General features: G+C 60.5%; 17 protein-coding genes and 1 pseudogene. 10 read left to right on the top strand and 8 right to left on the bottom strand.

The annotated features are described in order from the left end of the window. Positions 1 to 222 precede the first annotated feature (222 nt). Together BM222_RS34975 and BM222_RS40575 are read right to left on the bottom strand one after the other, a co-directional pair. Positions 223 to 2,148: an APC family permease gene (locus BM222_RS34975; protein ID WP_092238971.1), complete on the bottom strand. Its 1,926-nt coding sequence runs from the start codon at positions 2,146 to 2,148 to the stop codon at positions 223 to 225. Continuing rightward, positions 2,145 to 2,729, bottom strand: a complete 585-nt coding sequence (locus tag BM222_RS40575; protein ID WP_143106152.1) for a hypothetical protein — start codon at positions 2,727 to 2,729, stop codon at positions 2,145 to 2,147. The genes BM222_RS34975 and BM222_RS40575 overlap by 4 nt, the downstream gene beginning before the upstream one ends. Between BM222_RS40575 and BM222_RS34970 the strand changes: the two genes are divergently transcribed. Beyond that, a complete protein-coding gene (locus BM222_RS34970) occupies positions 2,722 to 3,996 on the top strand; it encodes an SDR family oxidoreductase (protein ID WP_092238969.1) in 1,275 nt (424 codons plus the stop codon). The two genes, BM222_RS40575 and BM222_RS34970, sit on opposite strands and share 8 nt — an antisense overlap. Then, the gene (locus BM222_RS34965) at positions 3,996 to 4,475 is read left to right on the top strand and encodes a DUF2269 family protein (protein WP_092238967.1); all 480 of its coding nucleotides are present in this window, start codon (positions 3,996 to 3,998) and stop codon (positions 4,473 to 4,475) included. Before BM222_RS34970 ends, BM222_RS34965 begins: the two co-directional genes overlap by 1 nt. 812 nt (positions 4,476 to 5,287) lie before the next feature. Here BM222_RS34965 and BM222_RS34960 read toward each other — a convergent pair. Next, entirely contained in the window at positions 5,288 to 5,743 is a 456-nt protein-coding gene (locus tag BM222_RS34960; RefSeq protein ID WP_092238965.1) for a low affinity iron permease family protein, read from the bottom strand. 146 nt (positions 5,744 to 5,889) lie between these two features. Here BM222_RS34960 and BM222_RS43530 point away from each other — a divergent pair, with 146 nt between their 5' ends. Beyond that, positions 5,890 to 6,597 (top strand): trehalase-like domain-containing protein, encoded by a 708-nt coding sequence (locus BM222_RS43530; protein ID WP_502690988.1) that lies wholly within the window; start codon positions 5,890 to 5,892, stop codon positions 6,595 to 6,597. 148 nt (positions 6,598 to 6,745) lie between these two features. Here the strand turns inward: BM222_RS43530 and treZ are convergent, their stop codons facing one another. Continuing rightward, entirely contained in the window at positions 6,746 to 8,521 is a 1,776-nt protein-coding gene (gene treZ / locus BM222_RS34950) for a malto-oligosyltrehalose trehalohydrolase (RefSeq protein WP_244547375.1), read from the bottom strand. Between the two features lie 407 nt (positions 8,522 to 8,928). On the opposite strand from treZ, the gene glgA reads away from it, so the two are divergent. The 6 genes and pseudogenes from glgA (at position 8,929) to BM222_RS34920 (ending at position 14,837) form a co-directional block, all read left to right on the top strand. Beyond that, positions 8,929 to 10,338, top strand: a complete 1,410-nt coding sequence (gene glgA / locus BM222_RS34945) for a glycogen synthase GlgA (RefSeq protein WP_092238959.1) — start codon at positions 8,929 to 8,931, stop codon at positions 10,336 to 10,338. A gap of 308 nt (positions 10,339 to 10,646) precedes the next feature. Continuing rightward, positions 10,647 to 10,964, top strand: a complete 318-nt coding sequence (locus tag BM222_RS34940; protein ID WP_092238957.1) for a hypothetical protein — start codon at positions 10,647 to 10,649, stop codon at positions 10,962 to 10,964. Between the two features lie 55 nt (positions 10,965 to 11,019). Beyond that, complete coding sequence (locus tag BM222_RS34935; RefSeq protein WP_092238955.1) at positions 11,020 to 11,301, top strand: hypothetical protein; 282 nt, start codon at positions 11,020 to 11,022, stop codon at positions 11,299 to 11,301. A gap of 23 nt (positions 11,302 to 11,324) precedes the next feature. Further along, a pseudogene (gene glgX / locus BM222_RS34930) lies at positions 11,325 to 13,546 on the top strand (glycogen debranching protein GlgX). A 51-nt stretch (positions 13,547 to 13,597) separates the two neighbouring features. Continuing rightward, the gene (locus tag BM222_RS34925; RefSeq protein WP_244547374.1) at positions 13,598 to 14,509 is read left to right on the top strand and encodes a DUF72 domain-containing protein; all 912 of its coding nucleotides are present in this window, start codon (positions 13,598 to 13,600) and stop codon (positions 14,507 to 14,509) included. Between the two features lie 40 nt (positions 14,510 to 14,549). Continuing rightward, entirely contained in the window at positions 14,550 to 14,837 is a 288-nt protein-coding gene (locus BM222_RS34920) for a hypothetical protein (RefSeq protein WP_244547373.1), read from the top strand. A 562-nt stretch (positions 14,838 to 15,399) separates the two neighbouring features. On the opposite strand, the gene BM222_RS34915 is transcribed toward BM222_RS34920, so the two are convergent. Both BM222_RS34915 and BM222_RS34910 read right to left on the bottom strand, forming a co-directional pair. Next, the gene (locus BM222_RS34915) at positions 15,400 to 15,768 is read right to left on the bottom strand and encodes a PDC sensor domain-containing protein (RefSeq protein ID WP_143106151.1); all 369 of its coding nucleotides are present in this window, start codon (positions 15,766 to 15,768) and stop codon (positions 15,400 to 15,402) included. A 912-nt stretch (positions 15,769 to 16,680) separates the two neighbouring features. Next, entirely contained in the window at positions 16,681 to 16,890 is a 210-nt protein-coding gene (locus BM222_RS34910; RefSeq protein ID WP_092238949.1) for a hypothetical protein, read from the bottom strand. 516 nt (positions 16,891 to 17,406) lie between these two features. Here BM222_RS34910 and BM222_RS34900 point away from each other — a divergent pair. Further along, a complete protein-coding gene (locus BM222_RS34900) occupies positions 17,407 to 19,614 on the top strand; it encodes a PAS domain S-box protein (protein ID WP_092238945.1) in 2,208 nt (735 codons plus the stop codon). Between the two features lie 853 nt (positions 19,615 to 20,467). Here BM222_RS34900 and BM222_RS34890 read toward each other — a convergent pair. Beyond that, the gene (locus BM222_RS34890; RefSeq protein WP_092238941.1) at positions 20,468 to 20,839 is read right to left on the bottom strand and encodes a response regulator; all 372 of its coding nucleotides are present in this window, start codon (positions 20,837 to 20,839) and stop codon (positions 20,468 to 20,470) included. After that, positions 20,832 to 23,009 (bottom strand): PAS domain-containing sensor histidine kinase, encoded by a 2,178-nt coding sequence (locus BM222_RS34885; RefSeq protein ID WP_092238939.1) that lies wholly within the window; start codon positions 23,007 to 23,009, stop codon positions 20,832 to 20,834. Before BM222_RS34885 ends, BM222_RS34890 begins: the two co-directional genes overlap by 8 nt. Between the last annotated feature and the right edge of the window lie 245 nt (positions 23,010 to 23,254).

Genomic DNA, 23,254 nt, shown 5'->3' with positions numbered 1-23,254 from the left:
TTCGGAGCGTCGGCTCGTACGTCTGCAAGCTCGTTCAAGCCGCTTAGGCCAACTTTCAAGCCACCCGAGGTCAAGCCTGATCCCCGCAGACGTACTGGGTCGCACCAGCTTGGACGCTCGTTTGCAAAAACGCCTGGTGCCTCTACGCCGGCCTCTTTCCGGTCCCCGGAACTTCTGCTTGGTAGCCAGCGACGTTCAAATCGCGTTGGGATGCGTGGTGCGTTACTCGGGGTGATCGTGTTTCGCTCCGTGCCGTATGCGGAGCGGCACATTGATCACGGTCAGGTCGTCATCCCCGATTCGGAGCAGTCGTGAGCGCAGACGGGCAGCCCGATGCGTATGCAGAAGGTGCTGGTACCATCGATCCTTCACCACGTCTGGTATCAAGACCGCGATACGCTTGCCCGGATGTTGGGTTCTGGTCTCGTTGATCAACTTGATCATCGGAATCTGTAGGTTTCGATACTGGGATTGCAGAATGACGAGCCGGGGCGGCGACATCCCTGCTCGGCTCAAAGGCTCCTCGAGCTGAGTCCGCCAGCGCTCCTCCAGTCTCCGCCGCTCTTCTTGCTGATCAGGACCTGACAGCTTCATAAGATGGATGGCTATCACACTCGGCGAGATGCTCATCGCGAACGTCAGGGCGTTTTCGCTCAATTTGGTCCAGCTCTCGAACGCCACCATCGCGATCGGTGCACTCAACGTGCTCAGCTCGACGGGCGCTGCAGCACGAAGCTCGTCGAAAAGTTGATCGTAATAGCTGCGTATACCCTTGAGCAGAACGATTACGATCGGAAGAACCAGAATGGTAATCCAGGCCCCTTCCACAAATTTCGCAGCCACGATGACGATCAGAGCCACGCCGGTCGTGAGCGCTCCCGCCATGTTCAAGGCAAGATGGGTCTTGTTTTCGCTGCTTGAATATCCGGCCGCTATGTTCCTTCGCCAGTGCCAAACCATTCCGACTTGGGAGATCGTGAACGTCAGGAAAGCACCAATCGCGAAGAGCGGGATCAACCTGTCGGTGATCCCGCCGAATGCAATCAACAGAACACCGGACGTCACGGCCAGGTACAGGATACCGACATCGAAGACCAGACGGCGGCCTGCGATGGCGAATGATTTCGGCAGAAAGCCGTCTTCGGCGACAACGCGGCACAGGCGAGGGAAATCCACGAAGCTGGTATTGGCCGAAAAGGCCAGCACGCAGAGCAGCGACCCGATCGTCGTGTAATAGAGAACGCCTTCCCCCACGACCGCGGCTGAGATCTGGGACAGGATGCTGCGATACCCATCGTGCTCCTGAGACATTGCACCGATCCCATAGGCGCGGGCAAGAAACGCGATCCCCAGCAACAGCACGCCCAGGATAACGACGATGGCTGTCAGCGTTCGATGCCCGTATTTCACCGCGGGCTCGCGGAAGGCCGTCATGCCATTGGAGACGGCTTCCACGCCCGTCATCGCAGTGCAACCGCTGGCGAATGCACGCAAGAGCAACCACAGCGTGGCCGCCTCCGTGGCCCCTTCCATTGCTGGCGGCGGCACGACGGCTTGTGGATGACCGCCGGATGCGAACGCGCGATAGATACCTAGAATAAGAACGAAACCGAAGCTCATAACGAAGAGGTAGGTTGGGAGCGCGAACACGCGCCCCGCATCCAAGGTGCCGCGCAGGTTGACCAACGTAACTATGGCGAGGATGGCCAAACAGAGAGGAAGGATATACGGATGCAGCGCTGGCGCGGCGGATACCAAGGCGCCGACACCTGCGGCAATCCCGACCGAGACGTTGAGAACATAATCCACCATCAGCGCGGCAGCGGCCAAGAGACTGGCATTCGTCCCCAGATTGTCTCTCGCGACGATGTATGCGCCTCCATTGCTGGGATAGGCGCGGATGGTCTGCCAGTATGAAGCAAAAAGAATAGCCAACAGGGCCACGATCGGCACCATGATCCAGCTGATGTAGGATGTCGCACCTGCTCCTAGTGGGATCAGGATGGAGAGCGCGGCCTCGGGTCCATATGCGGACGAGCCGAGCCCATCCAGTCCCATCGCTGGCAGCCCCTCAAAGGCACCGATTTTCCGCTCGTTGAACTCGCGGTTGGCTAACCGTCTGCCGAGAATAAAATCCAGTACGCTCACAGAAGTATCCAGAAGTAAGAGACGAAACGAAGGTCTCTTCGAAACGGCTGTGTTCGTTCTTTCGCCAGCCCCGCCACATCGTTCTCCGGATCATCTTCCTTCAATATAGCCTTCGCTACCCTGCTCGCCCGATGGCGAGCATGTGGTTTCGCGCCGGCGGACGGTTCTGCGAACCAATCTGATGCAGCGGTGAACGTTCCTCGGCTTGGCGAGGCTGGCAACCCGCCTAGCTGGCGGCCCGCCTCGGAGCCGGGAAGCTTATCGGGATGGCCAGCTGATGAGCCCGGGCCCGCTTCTTGTACGCGCCATGGACCTGCCACCGCGTGGCTGCCGCTATGAGGGTTAGAACGTTCGCGCAAGGGCTCAATGGGCAGTAAACCATTGCCGCGGTGGCGGAACACAGGCCCACTGTTGGCGAGCTTTTCGAAGGCAAGGCGCCAGTCACGTACCAGGCGCTGTTGCACGACCTCATCATTTCGACTCCCAGGAACGATCATAAATAGAGCCGCTTTATTCGTGAGCATCTCGGACCAGCCGTTTTCGGACAGCCAGAGATGAACGAAGGACCAGTCTATGCGCATCCTTCTCGTCGGAGGCACGGGACTGATCGGGTCGGCAATCCAGGCCAGGTTGTCGGCTGAAGGGCATGAATGCGTACTCGTGTCGCGTCATCCAGCAGTTGCAGCCGATACGCACCACATTACCCTCGATGTGGCTCGGACCACCGACGCTTCGAAATGGAAGGGGATTCTTGCAGGCGCCGATGCCGTGATCAACGCTGCGGGTGCTCTGCAGGGACAGGACATGCAAGGCGTTCATGTCACTGGCAGCGCGGCGCTTTATGCGGCCTGTGAAAGCGCGGGCGTCCGCCGTGTCATCCTGTTCTCGGCGATCGGCAGCAATCGGGATGCCAGGACGGATTTTTCTCGCAGCAAACGGGATGGTGAAGCCGCCCTGATGGAGCGGGATCTCGATTGGGTCGTGTTACGGCCCTCGGTCGTCGTTGGCAGGCCGGCCTATGGTGGCAGCGCGCTGTTGCGGGGGCTGGCGTCACTGCCGGTTCTGCCGGCCATGCCAGACACGGCAGCTATTCAACCCGTACATCTGGATGACGTCGTCGACACGGTCGTGTTTTTCCTGCAACCCGGCGCGCCTTCTCGCGTAGCGCTTGATTTGGCCGGTCCGCAGCGGATGGCCTTCAGCGATGCCGTCGCGCTGTTTCGCTCCTGGCTACGCTGGAGGCCGGCTTACCGCCTACACCTGCCGTCTTGGGCGGCTTCGGCGTTCTATCGCGCAGGGGACCTTGCGCAGATGCTGGGCTGGGCAACGCCGGTTAACTCAACTGCACGGGTCGAGATGCAGCGTGGCGCGACCGGCGATCCCCAGCCCTGGCGCCAAGTCACCGGCCTGGGCCCAAGGGATGTCGAACTTGCGCTCGCACGCGAACCCGCCTCAGTGCAGGAACGCTGGTTTGCGCGGCTCTATGCGCTCAAGCCGCTTATCTTCGGCGTCTTCGGCCTGTTCTGGATCGGCACCGGCATCATCTCGCTGGGTCCGGGCTGGGAAACCGGTATGTCGTTGCTTCGGGAAGGCAGGCTCCCGGAAGATGTCGCAGCCGTTACCGTCACCGGCGGCGCGCTCGCCGATATCGTCATTGGCCTTGCCATTCTCTGGCGCCCTCTGAGCCGCTATGGCCTCTGGGCAGCGCTGATCATCTCGCTCACATATGCAGTGATCGGTACGACGCTGGTGCCGCGGCTGTGGTCCGATCCACTCGGGCCCATGCTGAAGATCTGGCCGGTGATCATGCTCAATTTGGTCGCCATGGCGATCCGAGAGGATCGCTGATGTTCTACTTTCTGGTGAAGACTGTGCACGTCATCGGTGCTGCGGTCCTACTCGGCACCGGTGCCGGCATTGCTTTCTTCATGCTGGTGGCGCATCTGCGCGGCGACCCGCGCGAGATCGCAGGGGTCGCGCGGAGCGTCGTGCTGGCCGACTTCCTGTTCACGGCGAGTGCCGTGATCATGCAGCCGATCACTGGCACATGGCTCGCATTGTCGAGCGGATACTCCCTTGGCGATGGTTGGGTTGCGGCATCCATCGCTCTCTACGTCGTGACAGGCGCCTTCTGGCTGCCTGTGGTGTGGATGCAAATGCGAATGCGCAATCTCGCCGTCAATGCCGTTGAGACCGGCACCAAGCTGCCTTCCGAGTATTACCGGCTCTTCCGTTGGTGGTTTGCCTTTGGATTTCCGGCGTTTGCAGCCGTGATGGCTATTTTTTGGCTGATGATCGCCCGGCCCCCTATTCCATATTGGGATTAGTTGAACGTGTAGCCCGTCGCCAAATCTGGATGTGCCGCTCGGTCTGTTTCCGCGAACTCGATCGAGTAGCCATAGTCTGTGTTGGCAACCTGGAACGGGCAAGGCCGGCAAAGATCGGCCCTTGGTCAGGAGCGATCTCATGATGATGTTTCCGCAGGCAGCCGCGATGCCGACCCTGAGTGGCTAGGCGATCTCCGTCTTGGAGAACGCCAGGGCCATTGCGGAGTGCGACGAGCAGGGCTGGATACAAGACCGGGCCAATGTCCGCGACAGCCTTCGAAATTGCTCGTGCGCGCACCAAGGCGGACAAATCACAAAATCCGATGAGCTAGTGATGCGATCAAGGGCCCTACTGCTGAAGGAAACAGAGCCATCGACAGTTCTAGGGAGCAAGGGTCCGAGTGGCCCCAGACGAGAACCTCCGAGGGCGATAGCCTTAGGCTATTTCGCGAGCTTTGGTTGGAGCCTAGTCATTGATGCCGGCGCCGCGGGGACGCTCACCACTGCAAATCGCGGCCACCTAGCTGAGAAGCATCATTCTGCCAGCCAGATGATTGGCAAGGAACGATTGAACTAGATGCCTCGGCTTCAATCGCTGGGGAGGCGATCAGCTGCGGACGGACGGTTAGTGTTCAATTTCATACATGCCATCCCAATCCACGGACTCCGCGGCCGAAGCCCGATCGCCCGGTTCAGCGGCGTGCAGCACGCGGTCGTGCAGCAAGCAGCTTCAGCTCGCCCCCCAATCCTGGCTACCTGTACGATGTTGCGGGCACCGACCGGACGCTTGCGCGGCTTCGGGACCGTGGCACTCAGTTCGCCGCCTGCTCGGCAGCCCGACGAGCCCGTCGTCCGGTCGTCTTCACATGATCATTTGCCGCCTTTTCCGCCTTGGCGCGCGATTCGCATTTCTTTCGCAACTCTTCGATTTCCTCGTCGGTGAGATGCTCGCTGCCGACAAGCGAGTTTCGCGCCGCCCCGACTCGGATCAGTTCGTCGAGCTTGACCTGCATGGCGGCGCTGTCGCGGTTCTGCGAATTCTGTATGAGGAACACCATCAGAAAGGTGACGATTGTGGTGCCGGTGTTGATCACCAGCTGCCATGTGTCGGAATAGCCGAACAACGGACCGGTCACCGCCCAGACCACCACCACCAAGGCCGCGAGCACGAAAGTCGACGCCCGCCCCGCAGCCTGCGAGGTACGGGTGGCAAATTCGCCGAAGAAATGGGCTACCCCGCCTGCCGTTTTCTTCCGTCTGTCGCTCATGAGACCTCCGACACAGGAAGAACGGGCGAAGGGGTTCGCGGGTTCCGAAAGGTCCTAACGGGCGACTAGGTCCCCCGAAAGTATGAGCCTGTGCGGCCGGATCTCCCGGAACTCGAGAGCACTTTCCGGTTGGACGCCCAGCATGGCTGGAATCGAAGACTACCGCTCTGATCGGCGACTGTGAGACTGCAGGTCTGGTCGGGCGCGACGGGTCGATCGATTGGCTCTGCGTCTCCCGCTTCGATTCGGACAGCTGCTTCGCGAAGCTCCTCGGCGATGAGCACAACGGATACTGGAAGGTTAGCCCCGAGGCTCGGTGGAGCAGCGAAAGATGTTGCCGACCGGGCACCTTGATCCTCGAGACAACCTTTACGACCGACCAGGGCCGAGTCCGCCTCCTCGACCTCATGCCGCCGAAGGCGGATCCGTCGAAGGTCGTCAGAATCGTCGAAGGCATGGAGGGTGAGGTCGAGATGCGCAGCGAACTTGTGGCGCGCTTCGACTACGGGACCAGCATACCTTGGGGCAGCCGCCTCGAGGAGGGCGCTGTGAGCATGGTCGCGGGCGCCTCGATGCTGATGCTCAGGACCGCAGTCCCGATGCGCGGCGAAGCCATGAAGACCGTGGGCTCGTTCTCGGTCGCGCGGCCAGACCGTGGCTTTCGTCCTTTCCCATCAGATTTCCTACCAGGATCCCGCCGACCCCGAAGACCCTCTGCCCTTCTGAAACAAGCCGAGGATTTCTGGCGCGATTGGTCCAGCCGCTGCAAGACGGCAGGGCCATATTCGGAGGCCGTCCAGCGATCCCTGATAACTCTCAAGGCACTTACGTTCGTGGCCAGTGCGGCATCGTAGCAGCGATGCTACTACCTCGCTGCCGGAGTAGATCGGAGGCCCGAGAAACTGGGACTACCGCTTCTGCGTCAGATCGCGGGCGGTGTTCACCAGCGCAATGTGGAACACCGCCGGGGAAAGCTTTCCGATCAGCCGCCACGTCATGGCGTCAGAGCTGACGCCCCAGCCGAACGATGATGTCGCTCGCCTGGAATATTTGTGCATGGGCCGGCAGCAGCCGCCATAACGTCTCGCCGACGATGAGTTTCGGCGTCGGCAATTCATGCTCGGTGAAATTGGCCACGATTTGTAGCGTATCTCCGGCTGTTGTCTTCCAGCGAGTGTCCAATCCTCCCGTGCGCGGGCTCTTTCCAAGCAGCCTTCGCTCGGCCGAGACAAAGCCGCTGTCAATCAAGGGGACGATCTTCTCGCGCCGGATCCGTAACAATCGAGCGGTCAGAGCCCGGAACTTGAGGCTGCCCGGAGAGCTATCTATGGTCTTCCAATCGAGCTTCGATGCGAGAAAAGTCTGCTCATCACAGGGATCCGGAATCTTGGCGCGCATTTCAGGCGTCGCAAATGCCTTGAACTGCGCAAATTCCTTCCGTCGTCCCTCGCGCGTCAATTCGGCGGCTTCGCCGGACCAATCCGCGAAGAACAGGAAGGGTGTTTCGACCGCCGCCTCCTCGCCCATGAACAACATGGGAATATGCGGACTGAGTAGAACGAGGGCGAGCGCCTGAGCAAGTTTTTCCGGATTGACCAGTTTCGACAAGCGCTCCCCTAAGGCTCGATTGCCGATCTGATCATGATTCTGCGCAAAGAAGATGGTGGCTTCGGGCGGAAGGTGAGCGCTCGGTTCGCCGCGCGGTTCGTTGTGAAGTGGAAAGACTTCACCCTGATACGCAAATCCCTCCGTCAAAGCTCGTGCGAGATGCTCCAGCGGCTTATCGGCAAACGCGCGATAGTAACCCTCATCCTCCCCAGTAAGCAGGACATGCAGCGCGTTGTGAAAATCATCACCCCACTGCGCGTCATAGTACCTCGCCTGCCCCTGCTGGCGCTCAAGTAGATGGGCCTGGTTTGCTTCATTCTCCAGCATCAGATGCACGCGGCGGCCGGGCAATTCGTGACGCACCGTCTCGGCGAGTTCGATGAGAAAGTGTCGCTCCGAATCGTCCTTGAGCGCGTGGACCGCATCGAAGCGGAGGCCGTCGAAGCCGTAATCGCGCAGCCACATCAGCGCATTCTCGATCAGAAACCCGCGGACAAACGCGCCCTCGCGTCCCTCCAGGTTAACCGCAGGTCCCCACCCGGTCGTATGATGCGTCGTGAAGAAGCTCTCCGCATAGCTGTGAAGATAATTCAGCTGCGGTCCAAAATGGTTATAGACCACGTCCAGATAGACCATGATGTCGAGCGCGTGAGCGGCCCGCAAAAGCCGCTTGAGATCCTGCGGCCGGCCATAACGCGCGTTTGGTGCGTTCAGTAGCACACCGTCATAGCCCCAATTGTGCCGGCCAGGGACGTCGTTGAGCGGCATGAGCTCGATGGCCGTAATGCCGAGATCACGCAGGTAGGGCAACCTGCTCTCAACACCGGCGTAGGTCCCTTCCTGGCTAAAGGCGCCAACGTGCAGCTCATAGATCACCATCTCCGCCCAGGGACGCCCTGGATAGAGGACGGGGTCTCGAAGCGTCGCTGTGTCGATAACCTCGCTCGGCGCCCCAACATCGTCCGGCTGAAAGAAGGAGGCAGGATCGGGGACGACCAGGTCTCCATTGATTCTGAATTGATAGCGTGTGCCGGCGTGAGCGGTAGGGCTCAGCAATTGATACCAACCCTCACTGTCACGTGGCATCCGCCGCGGCGGTCGGTCGGCCTCGAGCAATTCGACCGATCGTGCGGTCGGCGCCCAGAGATTGAAGGCGACCCCATGATCCACGATCTGAGGACCGTGACGCCGGATCTGCCCGACTGCTCCTAGCCTTTGAGACAAGCCGTTCGCCTTTCACGCTGCATGTTCTTGTTCGGCATGCTTTGGCGAGTCCTTGCGGCATCTCAACGCGCTTTACGTTCGCTTAAGCAATGCGTGAGGACGAAGAAGCTTGCGTCGGTGCATTCGTTCCTAGGTAGCGTTCACTGGCGGGACCGTCTTACAGACACTCGCGCCTCTCAGCCGGGAAGGCTTCTGTACACTTTTGGACCGAGCACAGAAAAAAGCGTAGCTTATTCTAGCCTTTAGGAACCATTGCTGCGGCGCGGAATTTACAGATGGCGCTTCATTGGGAAGCGCATCTGGAATCCAAAAAGATGGTTGGCGTAAACCACTTCAGCCGGCGGGCGTAGCGGATGCGAATTCTGTTCGCGACCCCCGAAGTATCAGATTTCGTTCAAGTGGGCGGTCTTGCTGCGGTATCGGCGGCTCTCCCGCGCGCCTTGCGCAATTTTGCTGACGTACGCGTCGTCATTCCTGGCTATCCCGCTGTTCTGCGCGGCCTCAAGGACCTTAAGACCATCGGTCGATGCCAGCCATTCGCTGCTCTTCCGGCATTCGATGTCGGTCTTGGGCATACCGCAGATGGCTTGAGCTATTACGTCGTTCGTTGCCGAGAGTTGTACGAGCGGGACGGAACACCGTATGCCGATGGGTGCGGCGCTGATTGGTCGGACAACAACGTCCGTTTTGCGACCTTCTCTTACGCCGCCGCGCAGATCGCCAGAGGCCTGGTCGACAAGGATTGGCGGGCCGATCTGGTCCACGCCAACGATTGGCAATGCGCGCTCATTCCGGGCTATTTGGAATGGCACTACGACCACATTCCGACGGTGTTCACGATCCACAATCTCGCCTATCAAGGCGTTTTCGACCGGAGTTCGCTCGCGCCGCTGGGCATTCCGGAGACCAGCTTCAATATCGATGGCGTCGAATTCTACAATCGCCTGTCTTTCATCAAGGCCGGCCTCGTCTACGCTTCACACCTGACGACCGTCAGCCAGACCTATGCCCGCGAAATCACTACGGCGGAGTTCGGGTGCGGTCTCGAGGGATTGTTGCGGCAACGCGCCGATCGCCACCAGCTGTCCGGCATCCTGAACGGGATCGACGAGAGTTGGGATCCGCGGACGTGCTCGTCGCTGTTTCAGCCGTTCGGGGCCGGCGATTGGGCGGAACGCGCGATGAATGCCGACGATGTCCGGGACCAGTTCGGTCTTGCCGTGTCCCGCGGTCCGCTGTTCGCCTTGGTCGCGCGCCTGGTCCATCAGAAGGGGATTGATCTCGTAATCGAGAGCGCGCAAGCAATCGTCGACGCCGGCGGCCAGATCGTCGTCACGGGCAAGGGCGAACCCCGCTTCGAGGAAGCCCTGCTGCAGGCGCAGGAGCGAGCCCCGCAGTCCATTGCCGTCAAGATCGGCTTCGACGATGCCGAGGCGCGCAAGATCTTCGCCGGCAGCGACTTCACCTTGATGCCGTCCCGCTTCGAGCCCTGCGGACTGAGCCAGATGTATGCTCAGCGCTTCGGCTCTTTGCCGATCGGCCATCGCACCGGCGGTCTTGCCGAGACGATCGTCGATGGCGAGACCGGCTTCCTGTTCGATCAGGCGTCGGCTCCGGGCTTTCTCGGCAGTCTTTGTCGCGCCTTCTCGACGTTCGGCATGAAGGACCGCCTCGATCAAATGCGCAGAGCCGCCATGGCTCAGGCCTTCAGCTGGAGGCAATCGGCCAAGTCATACGAGGATATCTACCGATCGTCGATCTAGAAGATATCGAGCACAGATCATGAAAATCGCGCAAATCGCTCCGCTTGCGGAGAGCTGCCCGCCAGGTCTCAATGGAGGTCGATCATTTGCGCTATCCCTTGATCGGCGCTATGCGGATCGGATTGCCACGACATTGTTTGGACGTCTCGATCTGCCCGATCTGAAGGCTTTCTACTCCGCCTTCCCCGAACCTTCGCCGGTCTCGATTTCGGACGCACAACGCCATCCGATGCCCCGGTCAACTGGCTCGCCACCGTGCTGGTCGGAGCCCTTTGGTCTCGTCATGATCGAGGCGATCGGGCGCGCTTGTGATTGCCCTTTCGCACGGTTCGGCGCCGGAAATCATCGACCATGGCCTAAGCGGGTTTTGTCGTGCGACCGTCGAGGAGGCGGTCGCGGCGGCGAACGCAGTCGGTACATTGGATCGAGCCGCGATCCGCAAGCAGTCCGAACAACGCTTCACGGCGGAGCGAATGGCGAGCGACTATCTGACCGCCTATCGCTGGTCACTGGCCCTTCGGCAAAGACCGCAAGTGGACGTGCTCGCCAGTCTTGAAAGCAACAGCGAGATCAGCATTCCGACACCTTCTGCCGGGTTGGAAATCGCTGCCGCCGCGGCTGGCTGACATCCTCAGGAACGGAATCAGCGAGCGGCGGTTACAAGACAGAGGAGTTGCCGCCATGCGCCGCTCGACACCCAAGCCGATCCGCAACAAGCTCGACCTGACCGACCGCGTTCAGATGCGCCTCGTGAGAAAACGTTTGGGTCTGTCCGATGCCGAGCTAACCGCGATCGCCGAGCGTATCGGCAGTTCGATCTCCGCGATCAGCAAGGAAGTCGCCAGGCAGCGCGCCAGCACGCTGACCAAGCAGGCTAACGTGCCCCCCACGGCTGTGATCGCCTCGGCTGCGGCCACCGAGCAGGCCACGGCCGAGATACCCACACCAGCGCTGACGTCCTGACCAGATTGTCATCGGGGGCAGACATGGACCAAAAAATGCAATCTGACGACGCCCTGACGCGGGCGGCGTCGAGCCTGCGCCGATCCCGAGTCAGCGAGGGCAAACCGTTTCCGCTCGGCGCCACCTGGGACGGCCTTGGCGTCAATTTCGCGCTATTCTCGGCCTACGCCACCAAAGTTGAGCTCTGCCTGTTCGACGACGAGGGCGAAACCGAGATCGAGCGGATCGAACTGCCGGAATACACCGACGAAATCTGGCATGGCTATCTGCCCTCGGCACGCCCCGGCACGGTCTACGGCTATCGCGTTCACGGTCCTTACGAGCCTGATGCGGGGCACCGGTTCAATCCCAACAAGCTCTTGCTCGATCCTTATGCCAAGCAGCTGGTAGGGCAACTGCGCTGGGGACCGGAACTGTTCGGCTACCAACTCGAGAACTCCGACAAGGATCTGTCTTACGACGAGCGCGACAGCGCACCCCTGATGCAGAAGTGCCGCGTCATTGACCCGCGGCGCGCAAGCCCGAAGTGCCGTGGGAGCGGACGATCGTCTACGAGATGCACGTGAAGGGCTTTACTCAGCTCCACCCGCTGGTGCCCGAGGCGGACCGGGGCACCTTTTCAGGGCTCGCGCATTCGGAAATCCCCGGCTATCTGCGCTCGCTCGGAATCACCAGCGCGGAGCTGTTGCCAATCCATGCCTTCGTCGATGACAGTTACCTGGTCGACAAAGGCCTGCGCAACTACTGGGGCTACAATTCCATGGCCTTCTTCGCGCCGGAGCCGCGTTACCTGAAGACGCCGTTCGCGAACGAATTCAAGGAAATGGTCAACCAGTTTCACGCCCACGGCATCGAGGTCATCCTGGACGTCGTCTACAATCACACCGCGGAAGGTAATGAACTCGGGCCGACGCTCTCGTTCAAGGGCATCGACAACGCCAGCTATTACCGCCTGCTGCCGGACCAGAAGCGCTACTACATCAACGATACCGGCACCGGAAACACCGTGAATCTGTCGCATCCGCGGGTGCTCCAGCTCGCTGCGGATTCGTTGCGCTATTGGGCAACCGAGATGCGGGTCGACGGCTTCCGCTTCGACCTTGCCACCATCCTGGCGCGCGAACCCTATGGATTTGACGAAGGCGGCGGCTTCCTCGACGCCTGCCGTCAGGATCCGGTGCTGTCCAGCGTCAAGCTGATCGCAGAGCCCTGGGACATCGGTCCTGGCGGCTATCAGGTTGGCCAGTTTCCGCCTGGATGGGCCGAGTGGAATGACAAGTTCAGGGACACCGTACGCGCCTTCTGGAAGGGTGACGACGGCACGCTGGCGGATCTCGCCAAGCGCGTGTCAGGGTCTGGCGACCTCTTCAACAAGCGCGGACGGCGACCCTGGGCCAGCGTCAACTTCGTCACGGCGCATGACGGCTTCAACCTCAATGACCTCGTCTCGTACAACGAGAAGCACAACGAGGCGAATGGAGAGGACAATCGCGACGGCCACAGCAACAACCATTCCTGGAATTGCGGAGCCGAGGGACCAACGGACGACCCGGAAATCATGGGGCTGCGCGAACGCCAGAAGCGGAACCTGCTCGCCACGATGGTGCTGTCCCACGGCACGCCGATGCTGCTCGCAGGGGACGAGTTCGGGCACACGCAGAAAGGCAACAACAATGCCTATGCCCAGGACAACGAGACGACCTGGCTCGACTGGATGGGGATCACAGCAAACGGCCGCAACCTTCGTGAATTCGCGCGCAAGCTGATTGCGACCCGCAAAGCCTTCCCGATCCTCTATCGCAGCCGGTTCCTGGTCGGCTCCCACAATGAAGAACTCGACGTCAAGGATGTGACCTGGCTGTCACCTTCTGGCGAAGAGATGACGGACGAGCAATGGCAGGACGGAAACGCCAAGTGCTTCGGGATGCTACTTGACGGACGTGCTCAGGAGACCGGCATCAAGCGCCGCGGGTCGGATGCAACGATGCTTCTGGTCTACAACGCGCACCATGATATCGTAAACTTCACCCTTCCGGGGGTAGCCGACGGTCTCAGCTGGTTGGGCTTGATCGACACCAACCGGCCAGACGCGCGAATGGCGGAGTTTGAGTTCGGGCACGCTTACGAAGTTACCGGGCGGTCCCTGTTGGTATTCGGGCTTGCCAACGATAATGTCGCGACGCGGCGCCTACGGCAGGGCCTGGGCGCGCTGCTGGATATCGCTGACACGCCTCTATCCCGTTAGATGGACCAGCCCGCTACGGTTGCTCAGCATTCTTCGCGACGGACGCCTTTAGTGTCTCCTGCTCCGAAAGACCTGACATCGGATGAAAGACGCGAGCGGCGCCGGGTTCGCCGGGAAAAGCAGCGCGAGGATAACATCCTGCGCGCGGCAAAGATGCACCGCGTTAGGCTAAAGATGGAGAGCGAGGGGCTTCCGCCACCGCCTGATTTGCAGAAAGCCGTCTTCGTAGGCTGTTCCGGCTGGCGCTACTGGAAATGGCGGGATTCATTTTACGCATCAGTGCCGCAACCGAACTGGTTCGCGCATTACGCCTCCGTCTTCGATACAGTCGAGATCAATGCGTCCTTTTACTCGTGGCCGACCATCGCGAATGTTCGCGCCTGGCGCCGCCAGCCCGGCGGCAAGGGCGTCGTTTACACCGTAAAGGTTTGCGAACTCATCACCCATGTCAAAAAGTTCAAGGGCACGAAAACGCTGATCCGGGATTTTGGCATTATCGCGGATATTCTTGGCGAGCAGATGGGCTGCTTTCTGTTCCAGCTCCCGCCGAGCTACCGATACACGAAGGCCCGCCTCGCTGCGATCGTGAGCCAGCTTGATCCTAAGCGCCGCAACGCGCTCGAGTTCAGGAACAAGAGCTGGTGGAATGAGGAAGTCTATCGTGCACTGCGCAATGCCGGGATCATCTTCTGCTCCTGCAGCGGTCCGCGCCTTCCTGACGAACTCGTCCGGACAGCGGATGAGGTTTACGTACGCCTCCATGGACCCCAGCGCTGGTATCACCATAATTACTCGGACGAAGAACTTCTGAAATGGGCGAGCAGGATCCGGGGGAGCGGCGCTAAGAGAGCCTGGATTTATTTCAACAACGACTACGACGCTCATGCGCCTGATAATGCGAAAACCCTCCATCGCATGCTGGCGCCCTTCCGGCCCAAACGGAGCGCCCCCCGACCCGGTTAGGAACCTACCCCGCAGGGGGTGCTTACCTTCGGCGCCCCTGATGGCGGGGCAGCAGAACCCAGCAAACCAGTCGGAGCGGGCAATGCTTTTTTGGTTTTCAGCACTGACACTCATGTCCGATGCCCTCGAGGTCATGGATATGCGCCTACGGCAGATGGCCGTGGGAAACGGCACGTCTGACGAAATGTTTCTCATGATGACGGAGAAGCTGGACGCCGCCTCGGAGGCCGGTTCGATTTTCATGCGCGGCGGCGACTGCGGCCACGTTCTTGACCATTACAGGAAGATCGTCGCAGCGAATGTCGAGCGACTGTCAGCCGGGCGATAGGAACGCCGTGCAAACCGCGCTTCAGATATTTTGAAGATCCTCTTCCGGTCTTGCCCGCTCTGTTTCTGCCATTGACCGGGTATGTGGCCCAGGGCAAGAGCAAACGCCGGGTTCATCGCACATCGCGCAGGCCCGGACGACGGGCATGTGCTGACCCGCTTCGTCTGTTCGACACCAAAGTGCACACAAGCTGCAACGGGAGTTAGCAGCGTACCGCGCCGAGTTCAAGTTGGGACTGCTTATCGGTATGCCCAAGAGGTCCTCCACGGGTCAGCCTGCGGGGCGTTGCCCCTTCTTCAAGTGATCCGTTCGTACCCACAAGCCCTCGGTGCCGGCACTGGGTAGCGCGCGAGGACGACGCCGTCCTCCCGGATAATAGCGTGGCTGGCGGACGCGCCGGCGCTAAGGGTCGCAAAAAACTTCTCGAATGCGCTCGGCGGTACGACGACGGCGCTGATTCCAGCGACGGCTCCTGTCTGGTCGTGCCATTTCTTGCTGACCGAGAAGAACGCCGCACCGCCGATCTTGGGAATCAGAATTTTCCCGATGAAACGTTCGGGTTTTAGCGTCCTTGTTGTGCTATGAAGTAGTCGCGGTCAGAGTTGTTCAAGTCAGGAGCCGGAAACACGGACGATGTGACCAATGGTCTGCCCGACCGGTCGAACAGCCAGATGGCCCGGAGATCTGGCGCTTTCCCGATCATCTCCTCTAGTGCTTCGTGGAGGTGCTCCTGGTCCGCTTTCAGACTTTCGCTGCTCTGTTTGCGGGTTATTCCTTCGACACTGGCAAAAAGGATTTCGATCTCTTCAAACACCTTGTTGGTGTGCTCCACGGCGATGTCGAGCGAGCGACTGATCCGCTCGTTGGCCGACGTCGAGACGAACCTGTAGTGTTCCAGGCTCGCGACGCTCAGAACGAAGAGCGCGCCCAAGACGGTAGCTGCCATGACCAGAGTGAAGCTTGCCGCAGCCGACCGAGGAGCTTCATTTTTCGGGTCCGTGCTCACCCCCAGCAACAGGCCTGGGGCGAGTTGGCCCCCTCAGCCTCCCCGATTGTCGAAATTTCATTGGCCATGGGCTTCCCCGGTCAGGGAACCTAATCCTGGCGAACTTAGTTGGTTCCATCGCTGACTTCCTGGCGTGCTTGATCCGCTCGCTGCGGCGACCGCCAGAAGGTGTTGCGCCTCTACAATAAGCGGTCACTCAGTGCAAATTCAGCGGCCAAAAACAACTCCACTCAGGAAGCGAGAGGGGCGGCGCCGCTGGAAGAGCTAGAAGAAACTGAGCACCGTGAAAAGCGAGAAGGCCGTCTTCGCCTCCACCCTGCCGCCACTCCGCTCGCACATGCGAGCGCCCGGCAGATCAGGCGTGCCACGCAGGCGAGTGAGCCGCGGCGGCGAGCTCGTACGGGTGAGGCGCGTGGCCTCTGGCGCGCACGGAGAGCGAGTGGCGATCGTCGACGTGCGCCATACTGCACCTCCTCGGCGCCAGCGGGCGAGAGGCGCCGATTCACGCTGCCGCGCTTTCGTGCTAGCGTGCCGTGCCGCGCTGATCGTGCGGAAAGGCGCGGCACTGGCCGCAGGAGCCGTACCAGAGCGGCCCCTGCGGCCAGGGTAGCCGCCGTTGAGAGATCATCGGTCGCTACAGATTTGCTGGCGGACGGAGCACAGCTCAAGCGTCCGCAATTGCCTCGCAAAGCAAAGCCCACGACGGATCGCGCCGGGCTCCTATTGGTGATTGAAGTCTCGCCTCCGGTGCTTCGTCGGTCGCCGGATTGTTTGCCCCGTCCGGAACGTCCTTCGGCAGGAGAGAAAACTGCCTCAGCGGTCCTGAACACGTGCAAGTTAGGCCGACTTCTGCGTCGCCTCGGCGAGCGCAGCCTTAGCCACCTCGGTCAGTCCGGAAAGGGTTCTGTTCCCTTGGATCGCGCTGTCCAGCAAGCTTTCAGCGATCTTCTTTCTCAGCTCGTGATTGCCGCCATGGGGCAAGGATCTGCACACGTCCTCGAGCACTACGTCGAGATTCGCCAAGGTGCGGTCGTCGAGCTGAGTCATGGATGCCTCGTCGTTTGGAGCTCATCGTCGGCGGCGCGACCCGGCGGCGCCTGTTCCGGGGCGGTCCAGCCCTCGAACCGGAGTGCCGTCTCGGCTTGGCGAACCTTCTTCAACAGTTCCTCTCGAACCGGCCCTGGAGGAAGACGGGACGCCTTATCACCGACTTCCTTCGCGAACCTGGAGAGACGGTCGGTCAGAGACTCCCTCTGCTTGAAACGCCGCCGCTTATGCATATCGCTGCTCCTCGCACCACGACCGGAGCGCCATTAGGGCCCTTGACTCCACACAAGAAGGATCCATGACATTTGTTCCAGATCCGGAACCAATAAATTCAAGTGGCTTAGATAGGGCTCGAGGACTCGATATTTAGCTAGAGGGAGCTGTAGAACCCGAGACGCCGGATCGCGTTTGCCCGCTGGCCAAAGTCGACCAAAGTCGGCTTTCCTCATTGAAAAACAGTGACGAGCGGCGGCCAGTCGTCAATCAGCCCGGCTGCGCCGAGAATTTGGGGGTGACATGACCCGAGACAGCCATGCGGATCCAGCCGCCGAAATAGCCGCTTGGCAATGGCGGCAAATCGTCAATGGGGCCACCGATACAGCCATCATCACGACTGACGTCCGCGGCGCGGTGACAAGCTGGAACACGGGGGCTGTGAACATCCTGGGATGGGACGAGGCCGAGATGCTCGGCAAGTCGATCAGCCGCATTTTCGCGGCGGAAGAGCAACAGGCCCAACTGGCCCGCGAGATTGAAGACGCGATATCTGTCGGCAAGGGCGGCGGCGAGGAGGGCTGGCGGCTGCGGAAAGATGGGAGCCGATTTTGGGCCGTAGGCGAACTGAGCCCCATCCGTGATGGAGCGAATGTCGTTGGTTTCATAAAAATCCTGCGCGACAGAACGGCCCAGCGGGACGCTGAGGAAATCATCAAAGAAGAGCGCCACGCGCTCGAAGTGCTCAACCGAGCTGGTTCGGAGCTGGCTCTCGAGACCGACCTCCACAAGCTTGTGCAGATCGTCACGGACGCGGGAGTGGAGCTTTCGCGGGCGGAATTCGGCGCCTTCTTCTACAACCTCGTGAACGATGCTGGAGAGAGCTACACGCTCTATACGCTGTCGGGAGCTCCCATTGAGGCGTTCTCGAAATTCCCGATGCCCAGGAATACGGAGGTCTTCTCTCCTACGTTCAATGGCGAGGGGATCGTTCGATCGGACGACATCACCAAAGATCCTCGCTACGGCAAGAATGCTCCACGAAAAGGCATGCCCGAAGGACATCTGCCGGTCCGCAGCTATCTTGCAGTACCGGTCGTATCGCGCACCGGCGAGGTTCTGGGCGGATTATTCTTTGGACACGCGAAGACTGGCGTGTTCACCGAGAGATCCGAGCGGGGCCTTGCAGGCCTCGCTGCGGAGGCCGCCGTAGCGATAGACAATGTCCGCCTTTCGCAGGCGATGCAGCGCGAGATCGGCGAGCGAAAGCGGGCGCAAGAGGCTCTCGTCGAACTGAATGCCACACTCGAAAAGCAGGTAGTGGAGCGCACCGAACAACTGAGAAAGAACGAGGAGGCTCTTCGCCAATCGCAGAAGATGGAAGCCGTCGGCCAGTTGACCGGCGGCGTGGCGCACGACTTCAACAATCTGCTTCAGGTCATCATCGGCAATCTCGACACGATCAAGCGCAATCTGCCAGAGGAATCCGCCCGACTGCAGCGCGCCGCCAAGCACGCCATGAACGGGGCGCAGCGTGCGGCCACGCTGACACAACGGCTCCTGGCGTTCTCGCGACGGCAGCCACTCGACCCGAAGCCGCTCGACGTGAACGTGCTGGTCAACGGCTTATCCGAGATGGTGCATCGTACTTTGAGCGAGACGATCTCGGTGGAAACCGTCCTCGGTGCAGGAGTATGGCGCGTCGAAGTCGATCCGGCCGAGTTGGAGGCCGCGATCATCAACCTCGCAGTCAATGGCCGCGATGCCATGCCGAACGGCGGACGCCTCACCATCGAAACCAGCAATGCCCATATCGACGAAGCATACGTTGCCGCGCACAGCGAAGTCGTTCCCGGCCAATATGTCGCCATCGCTGTCACGGATACCGGCGTTGGCATGGATGCCAAGACGGTTGCGCAGGCCTTCGAGCCCTTCTTCACGACGAAAGCCGTCGGAAAGGGCACGGGACTTGGCTTGAGCCAGGTCTACGGTTTCGTGAAGCAGTCCGGCGGGCACGTGAAGATCTACTCCGAAGTCGGACAGGGGACGACGGTGAAGCTCTATCTGCCGCGGATTGCAGGCGAGGGATTGACCGTAGAGGAGTCCGGTTTGCTCCCTAGTCCTGAAGGTGCACAGGAGGAGACCATCCTTGTATTGGAGGACGACGAGGACGTGAGGGCGTACTCGGTCGACACCCTCCGTGAACTGGGCTATCGCGTCATCGAAGCTCACGACGGGCCAGCGGCTTTACGCCTGCTTGAGCGGGAGCCTCGGGTCGATCTTCTGTTCACCGACGTCGTCTTACCCGGCGGGCTGACCGGGGCGCAGGTCGCAGCTCAAGCGAAAACGGTTCGCCCCACCTTGAAGGTTCTGTTCACGACCGGATATGCGCGCAATGCCATCATTCATCACGGCCGGCTGGACAAGGGGGTGCAGCTGATAGTCAAGCCGTTTAGCTTTACCGAGTTAGCGGCAAAAGTCCGCGATGTCCTTGACGCAAAGGCGGATTGATCAAGACGGTTGGGTGCAATGCAGCCGTGACGAGGCGTGCGGGTTCGGGCGCAATCTTTCGACAAAGTCGCTTGCCTCACCGAACCCGTCTTGTAAATTCTGTTGCTGAAGCAAGTCCTGGGGGCGTGGCATGCGAGAGGATTCTCCGCAGAGTAGCCAGCGTTGCGACGGGTTCGCCCATTTCGCGGTTGTGCTGAAAAAGCGCGGACGAAGCCGTTGGACATGGGCCGTTAACGCAGCGACGGGACAAGTCCTTATGTGGGGCTCCGAGCATACGCGCGCCGAAGCACGATACAAGGCCGATCGCGCGCTGTTCCTGCTTCTTTGCTCTAGCGCAAGCCGTCACTCCAAAGCACCGGCTGAAGGACCTGAGCTCCTGGCTCGCGCCGAAATGACTATGTCAGAGGCCCGCCAGCGGCGACACGAAAGCCGAGCAGCTATCGCAAAGCTGCGCGGGCGGAGGAAAGCCCTCCGCGACAGCATTGAGAAGCTCCGTTTGGCTCATCAGGCGGTTATGCTGGAGGCTGAGTCGGCTCGATTATTCATGCGGCTCGCAGCGGAAAATTTAAAGCACGCTGCGGACCATCGGCCGCCTGTCGCGATCAAAGCTCCTTCCGCAGACCCCTGAAGTTTGGTGGCGGCCTTCCCGTCAGCTGACTTCGCTCCGATATCGAGCTCGGCGGGCAACCATTGGCTCTACGGCCGCGCCTTTTCGAACCAGAGACTTCAGCTGCATTCGCAGCTTGACGGTCGGCCCCTCGTCGAAGTTATCGTCGACATTGCCCGATTTCGTTGCTGGCGCCGGGCTGGCCTCCCAATTTGTCATAGACGCATTTGTCGCTGCCCCACGTTTTCAGAGCTTGGGGTGGAGCAGAAGTGTCCGCAATTTCTCGCTCAACTGCTCGATCGAGAACGGCTTACCAATCGCGGGCGCCTCTCGGAACTCCTGCTCAAGGGGTGGTCCGCCATAACCCGTGCTGAACAAGAAGGGAATTTTGCGATCGCGTAAGATGCGGGCTACCGGAAAAACAAGCTCTCCAGCGAGATTCACGTCAAGGAGCGCCAGATCGAAGGATGCCTTTGTCGCGAGTTCACAGGCCTTTGTTACGTGCGCCGCTGAGGCGACCACCTTCAATCCCAGTTCCTCAAGCATGTCTTCGATCATGAGGGCAACCAAGCCTTCATCCTCAACGAGAAGAACTCTGGTACCGGAGATCTCAGCCATTGGATGCCGGAAGTATAATGGGAAACACCATGCGGCAGCGTGCGCCCTCTGGCTCGAAGACCAGATCGAACTCGCCGGCCAGGTCATGCTCTATGCAACGCTCCATCAGCCGCGTGCCGAATCCGCGCCGCTTGGGAGGCGTAACCGGTGGTCCCCCACGTTCGCGCCATTCGCACTCGAGCGTGCCTTGGTTGTCCCTGCCCACCCGCCAAGTGAGTGACACTGATCCACCCGGCAGGGACAGCGCGCCATATTTCACCGCATTGGTCAGAAGCTCGTTGAAGACCATAGTGACACTCAGCGCCGTGCGCGCGTCCAGATCGACGTGCGGCCCCTCGGCCAATACCCGCCCGCCAGACACGGGAGCGACGATATCGTCAACCAACTTTTCGAAAGGGGCATCCTGCCAGTTTCGCTGAGTGAGCAGGTCATGCGCTCGGGCAAGCGCAAGGAGCCGTCCGGTGAATGTCGACAGAAACTCGTCCAGATCAGCGGCATGGCGGGCGGTTTGACTCGCGAGAGACTGCACCGTTGCCAAAGTGTTTTTCACACGGTGGTTCAACTCGTCGATGAGGACCTTCTGAGCGTTCTCAGCTCGCTTGCGCTCGCTGATGTCGACCAGCATGTTGATAGCGCCGACCAGGTTGCCCGCGGCATCTCGCAGCGGGGTCGGATAAGGAATGAACGGCACGCGTCCGCCGTCCGGGCGCTCGGCCACCGCCTCGGCACCGCGAACCGGCCGGTTTTCGCGGAGCGCTACGGCCATCGGGCATTCATTGTGCGGCAGCGGCGAGCCGTCAGGCCAATAGAGTTTCCAGGTCACGCACCACTCATCGCCCGGCTGTGGCGTTCTCCCAGCCATCTCCACCGCGGCGCGATTGTAGAAATTGATACGGCCCTTTGCATCGGTCGTGTAGATCGCAGCCGGCAACGCCTCTAGAAGATCGCGCATGCGCTGCTCGCCTTCGCGCAGACGGTCTTCCAGCTGTTTGGTGGCGGTGACATCCTGGGCAACCCGTACACCGTACAGAAAGCGACCTTGCGTATCGCGGACGGACGAACTGAAAATGTCGAGATGCCGCACTGACCCGTCCGGCCTGAGTGCGCGCTTACGAATGGAGTAGTTCGCGATGTCGCCGCGCACCTGCCGCGCGTATAGCTCCGCATCCTCAGCCTGGTCATCGGGATCGGTGTAGTCGAAGAACGTCATTCCGAGCAGCTCGTCGCGTGAGCGGCCCGTGATACGGCAGAGAGAGTCATTCACACGCAAGAAACGTCCGCTCTCGTCGGTCTCGGAAATACCTACGCTGGCTGCTTCATAAGTTGCAGCAAGCCGGGCTTCACTGGCTTGTCTCGCTTCCTCAGCAGCGTGCAATTTGCTGACGTCAATGGTGAAGCAACGCGTGTTGGCGAACTTGCCCTCCACAAAGCGGCTGTTGGATGTAATCAGCACATGTTTGACGGAGCCGTCACGCGCGCGAAGCCGGGCAGGATAGCGGTCGAGCCGCTCGCCGCATGAGAGGCGCTGAAGGATATCGCCGATGATCGGAGCATCGGCATGAAACTCCGCCACATGGCGGCCGATGTACTCCTCGGGTCTGTACCCCAGCATATCCAGTTCGGCTTTGTTGGCGCGAAGGATAATCCCTTCGCTGCTGACGATATGCAGGCCCACGGCACCGTTCTCGAAAAAGTCCTCCAGATCCTGCGTCTTCCGGCGGACTTCCTCCTCGACCTGCTTGCGGCCCGTGATGTCTTGGAAGCAATTGATGGCGCCTTGGATTCCGCCAGAGGGGTCGCGCAACGCGCGGATATTGACCAAGGCTGTAAAGCGAGAGCCGTCCGGCCGCGCCATGATGACTTCGGCATTGCGCGTGGGCGTACCGAGACGAACGGCCGTGGCCATGGGACAGTCGTTGTGTGCTAGCGGCGTTCCATCGAGCAGATAAAGTTGATGCGACCCGCAGAAGCGCTCCTTCTTGGAGATATCTGGTGTTCGTCCCCACAATTGAACGGCCTCGGTGTTGTAGCCGACCAGGACCCCGTGGGCGTCACAGAGGTACACCGCACCCGGGATGGCATCGAGAGCCGCACCACCGGCAGCGACCAGCGCCTCGAACTCGGTCGGCTGGCGACGAGCAGAGAGCGGAAATTCTTCGACATTCGACATGAAAACTGCTCTCGGGGCGAGAGGCGGAGGTGGGAACCGCTGTTCGAAAAGGGGATATAGGCAGACGCCCCCGTTGGCCCACCGAACCCTGCTCAACGTCCGGAGCGTCCGCGGGTTCCTAAGTAGTCGTCAATTACTTCGCGAATAGCATGAACGGTCACGATGTTCACGTGATGTTCAACCCTGCGTGGTGCTGTCCGGGGAGTGTCTCCCCTTCTCGGTGATTCTGGCCGTATATTCGTTCC

Source organism: Bradyrhizobium sp. Gha (genome assembly GCF_900113735.1).
Lineage (GTDB): Bacteria > Pseudomonadota > Alphaproteobacteria > Rhizobiales > Xanthobacteraceae > Bradyrhizobium.
The sequence above is the reverse complement of the archived record's forward strand: the minus strand, read 5'-3'. Positions and strand labels throughout refer to the sequence as shown.

What these genes read in the sequence shown, in the direction of transcription:
- BM222_RS34885 (WP_092238939.1), bottom strand. Translation starts at nt 23,009, where the DNA reads ATGTCGAATGTCGAAGAATTTCCGCTCTCTGCTCGTCGCCAGCCGACC.
- BM222_RS34910 (WP_092238949.1), bottom strand. Translation starts at nt 16,890, where the DNA reads ATGACTCAGCTCGACGACCGCACCTTGGCGAATCTCGACGTAGTGCTC.
- BM222_RS34890 (WP_092238941.1), bottom strand. Translation starts at nt 20,839, where the DNA reads ATGGCTGAGATCTCCGGTACCAGAGTTCTTCTCGTTGAGGATGAAGGC.
- BM222_RS34965 (WP_092238967.1), top strand. Translation starts at nt 3,996, where the DNA reads ATGTTCTACTTTCTGGTGAAGACTGTGCACGTCATCGGTGCTGCGGTC.
- BM222_RS34920 (WP_244547373.1), top strand. Translation starts at nt 14,550, where the DNA reads ATGGCGGGGCAGCAGAACCCAGCAAACCAGTCGGAGCGGGCAATGCTT.
- BM222_RS40575 (WP_143106152.1), bottom strand. Translation starts at nt 2,729, where the DNA reads ATGCGCATAGACTGGTCCTTCGTTCATCTCTGGCTGTCCGAAAACGGC.
- BM222_RS34900 (WP_092238945.1), top strand. Translation starts at nt 17,407, where the DNA reads ATGACCCGAGACAGCCATGCGGATCCAGCCGCCGAAATAGCCGCTTGG.
- BM222_RS34935 (WP_092238955.1), top strand. Translation starts at nt 11,020, where the DNA reads ATGCGCCGCTCGACACCCAAGCCGATCCGCAACAAGCTCGACCTGACC.
- BM222_RS34970 (WP_092238969.1), top strand. Translation starts at nt 2,722, where the DNA reads ATGCGCATCCTTCTCGTCGGAGGCACGGGACTGATCGGGTCGGCAATC.
- BM222_RS34960 (WP_092238965.1), bottom strand. Translation starts at nt 5,743, where the DNA reads ATGAGCGACAGACGGAAGAAAACGGCAGGCGGGGTAGCCCATTTCTTC.
- glgA (WP_092238959.1), top strand. Translation starts at nt 8,929, where the DNA reads ATGCGAATTCTGTTCGCGACCCCCGAAGTATCAGATTTCGTTCAAGTG.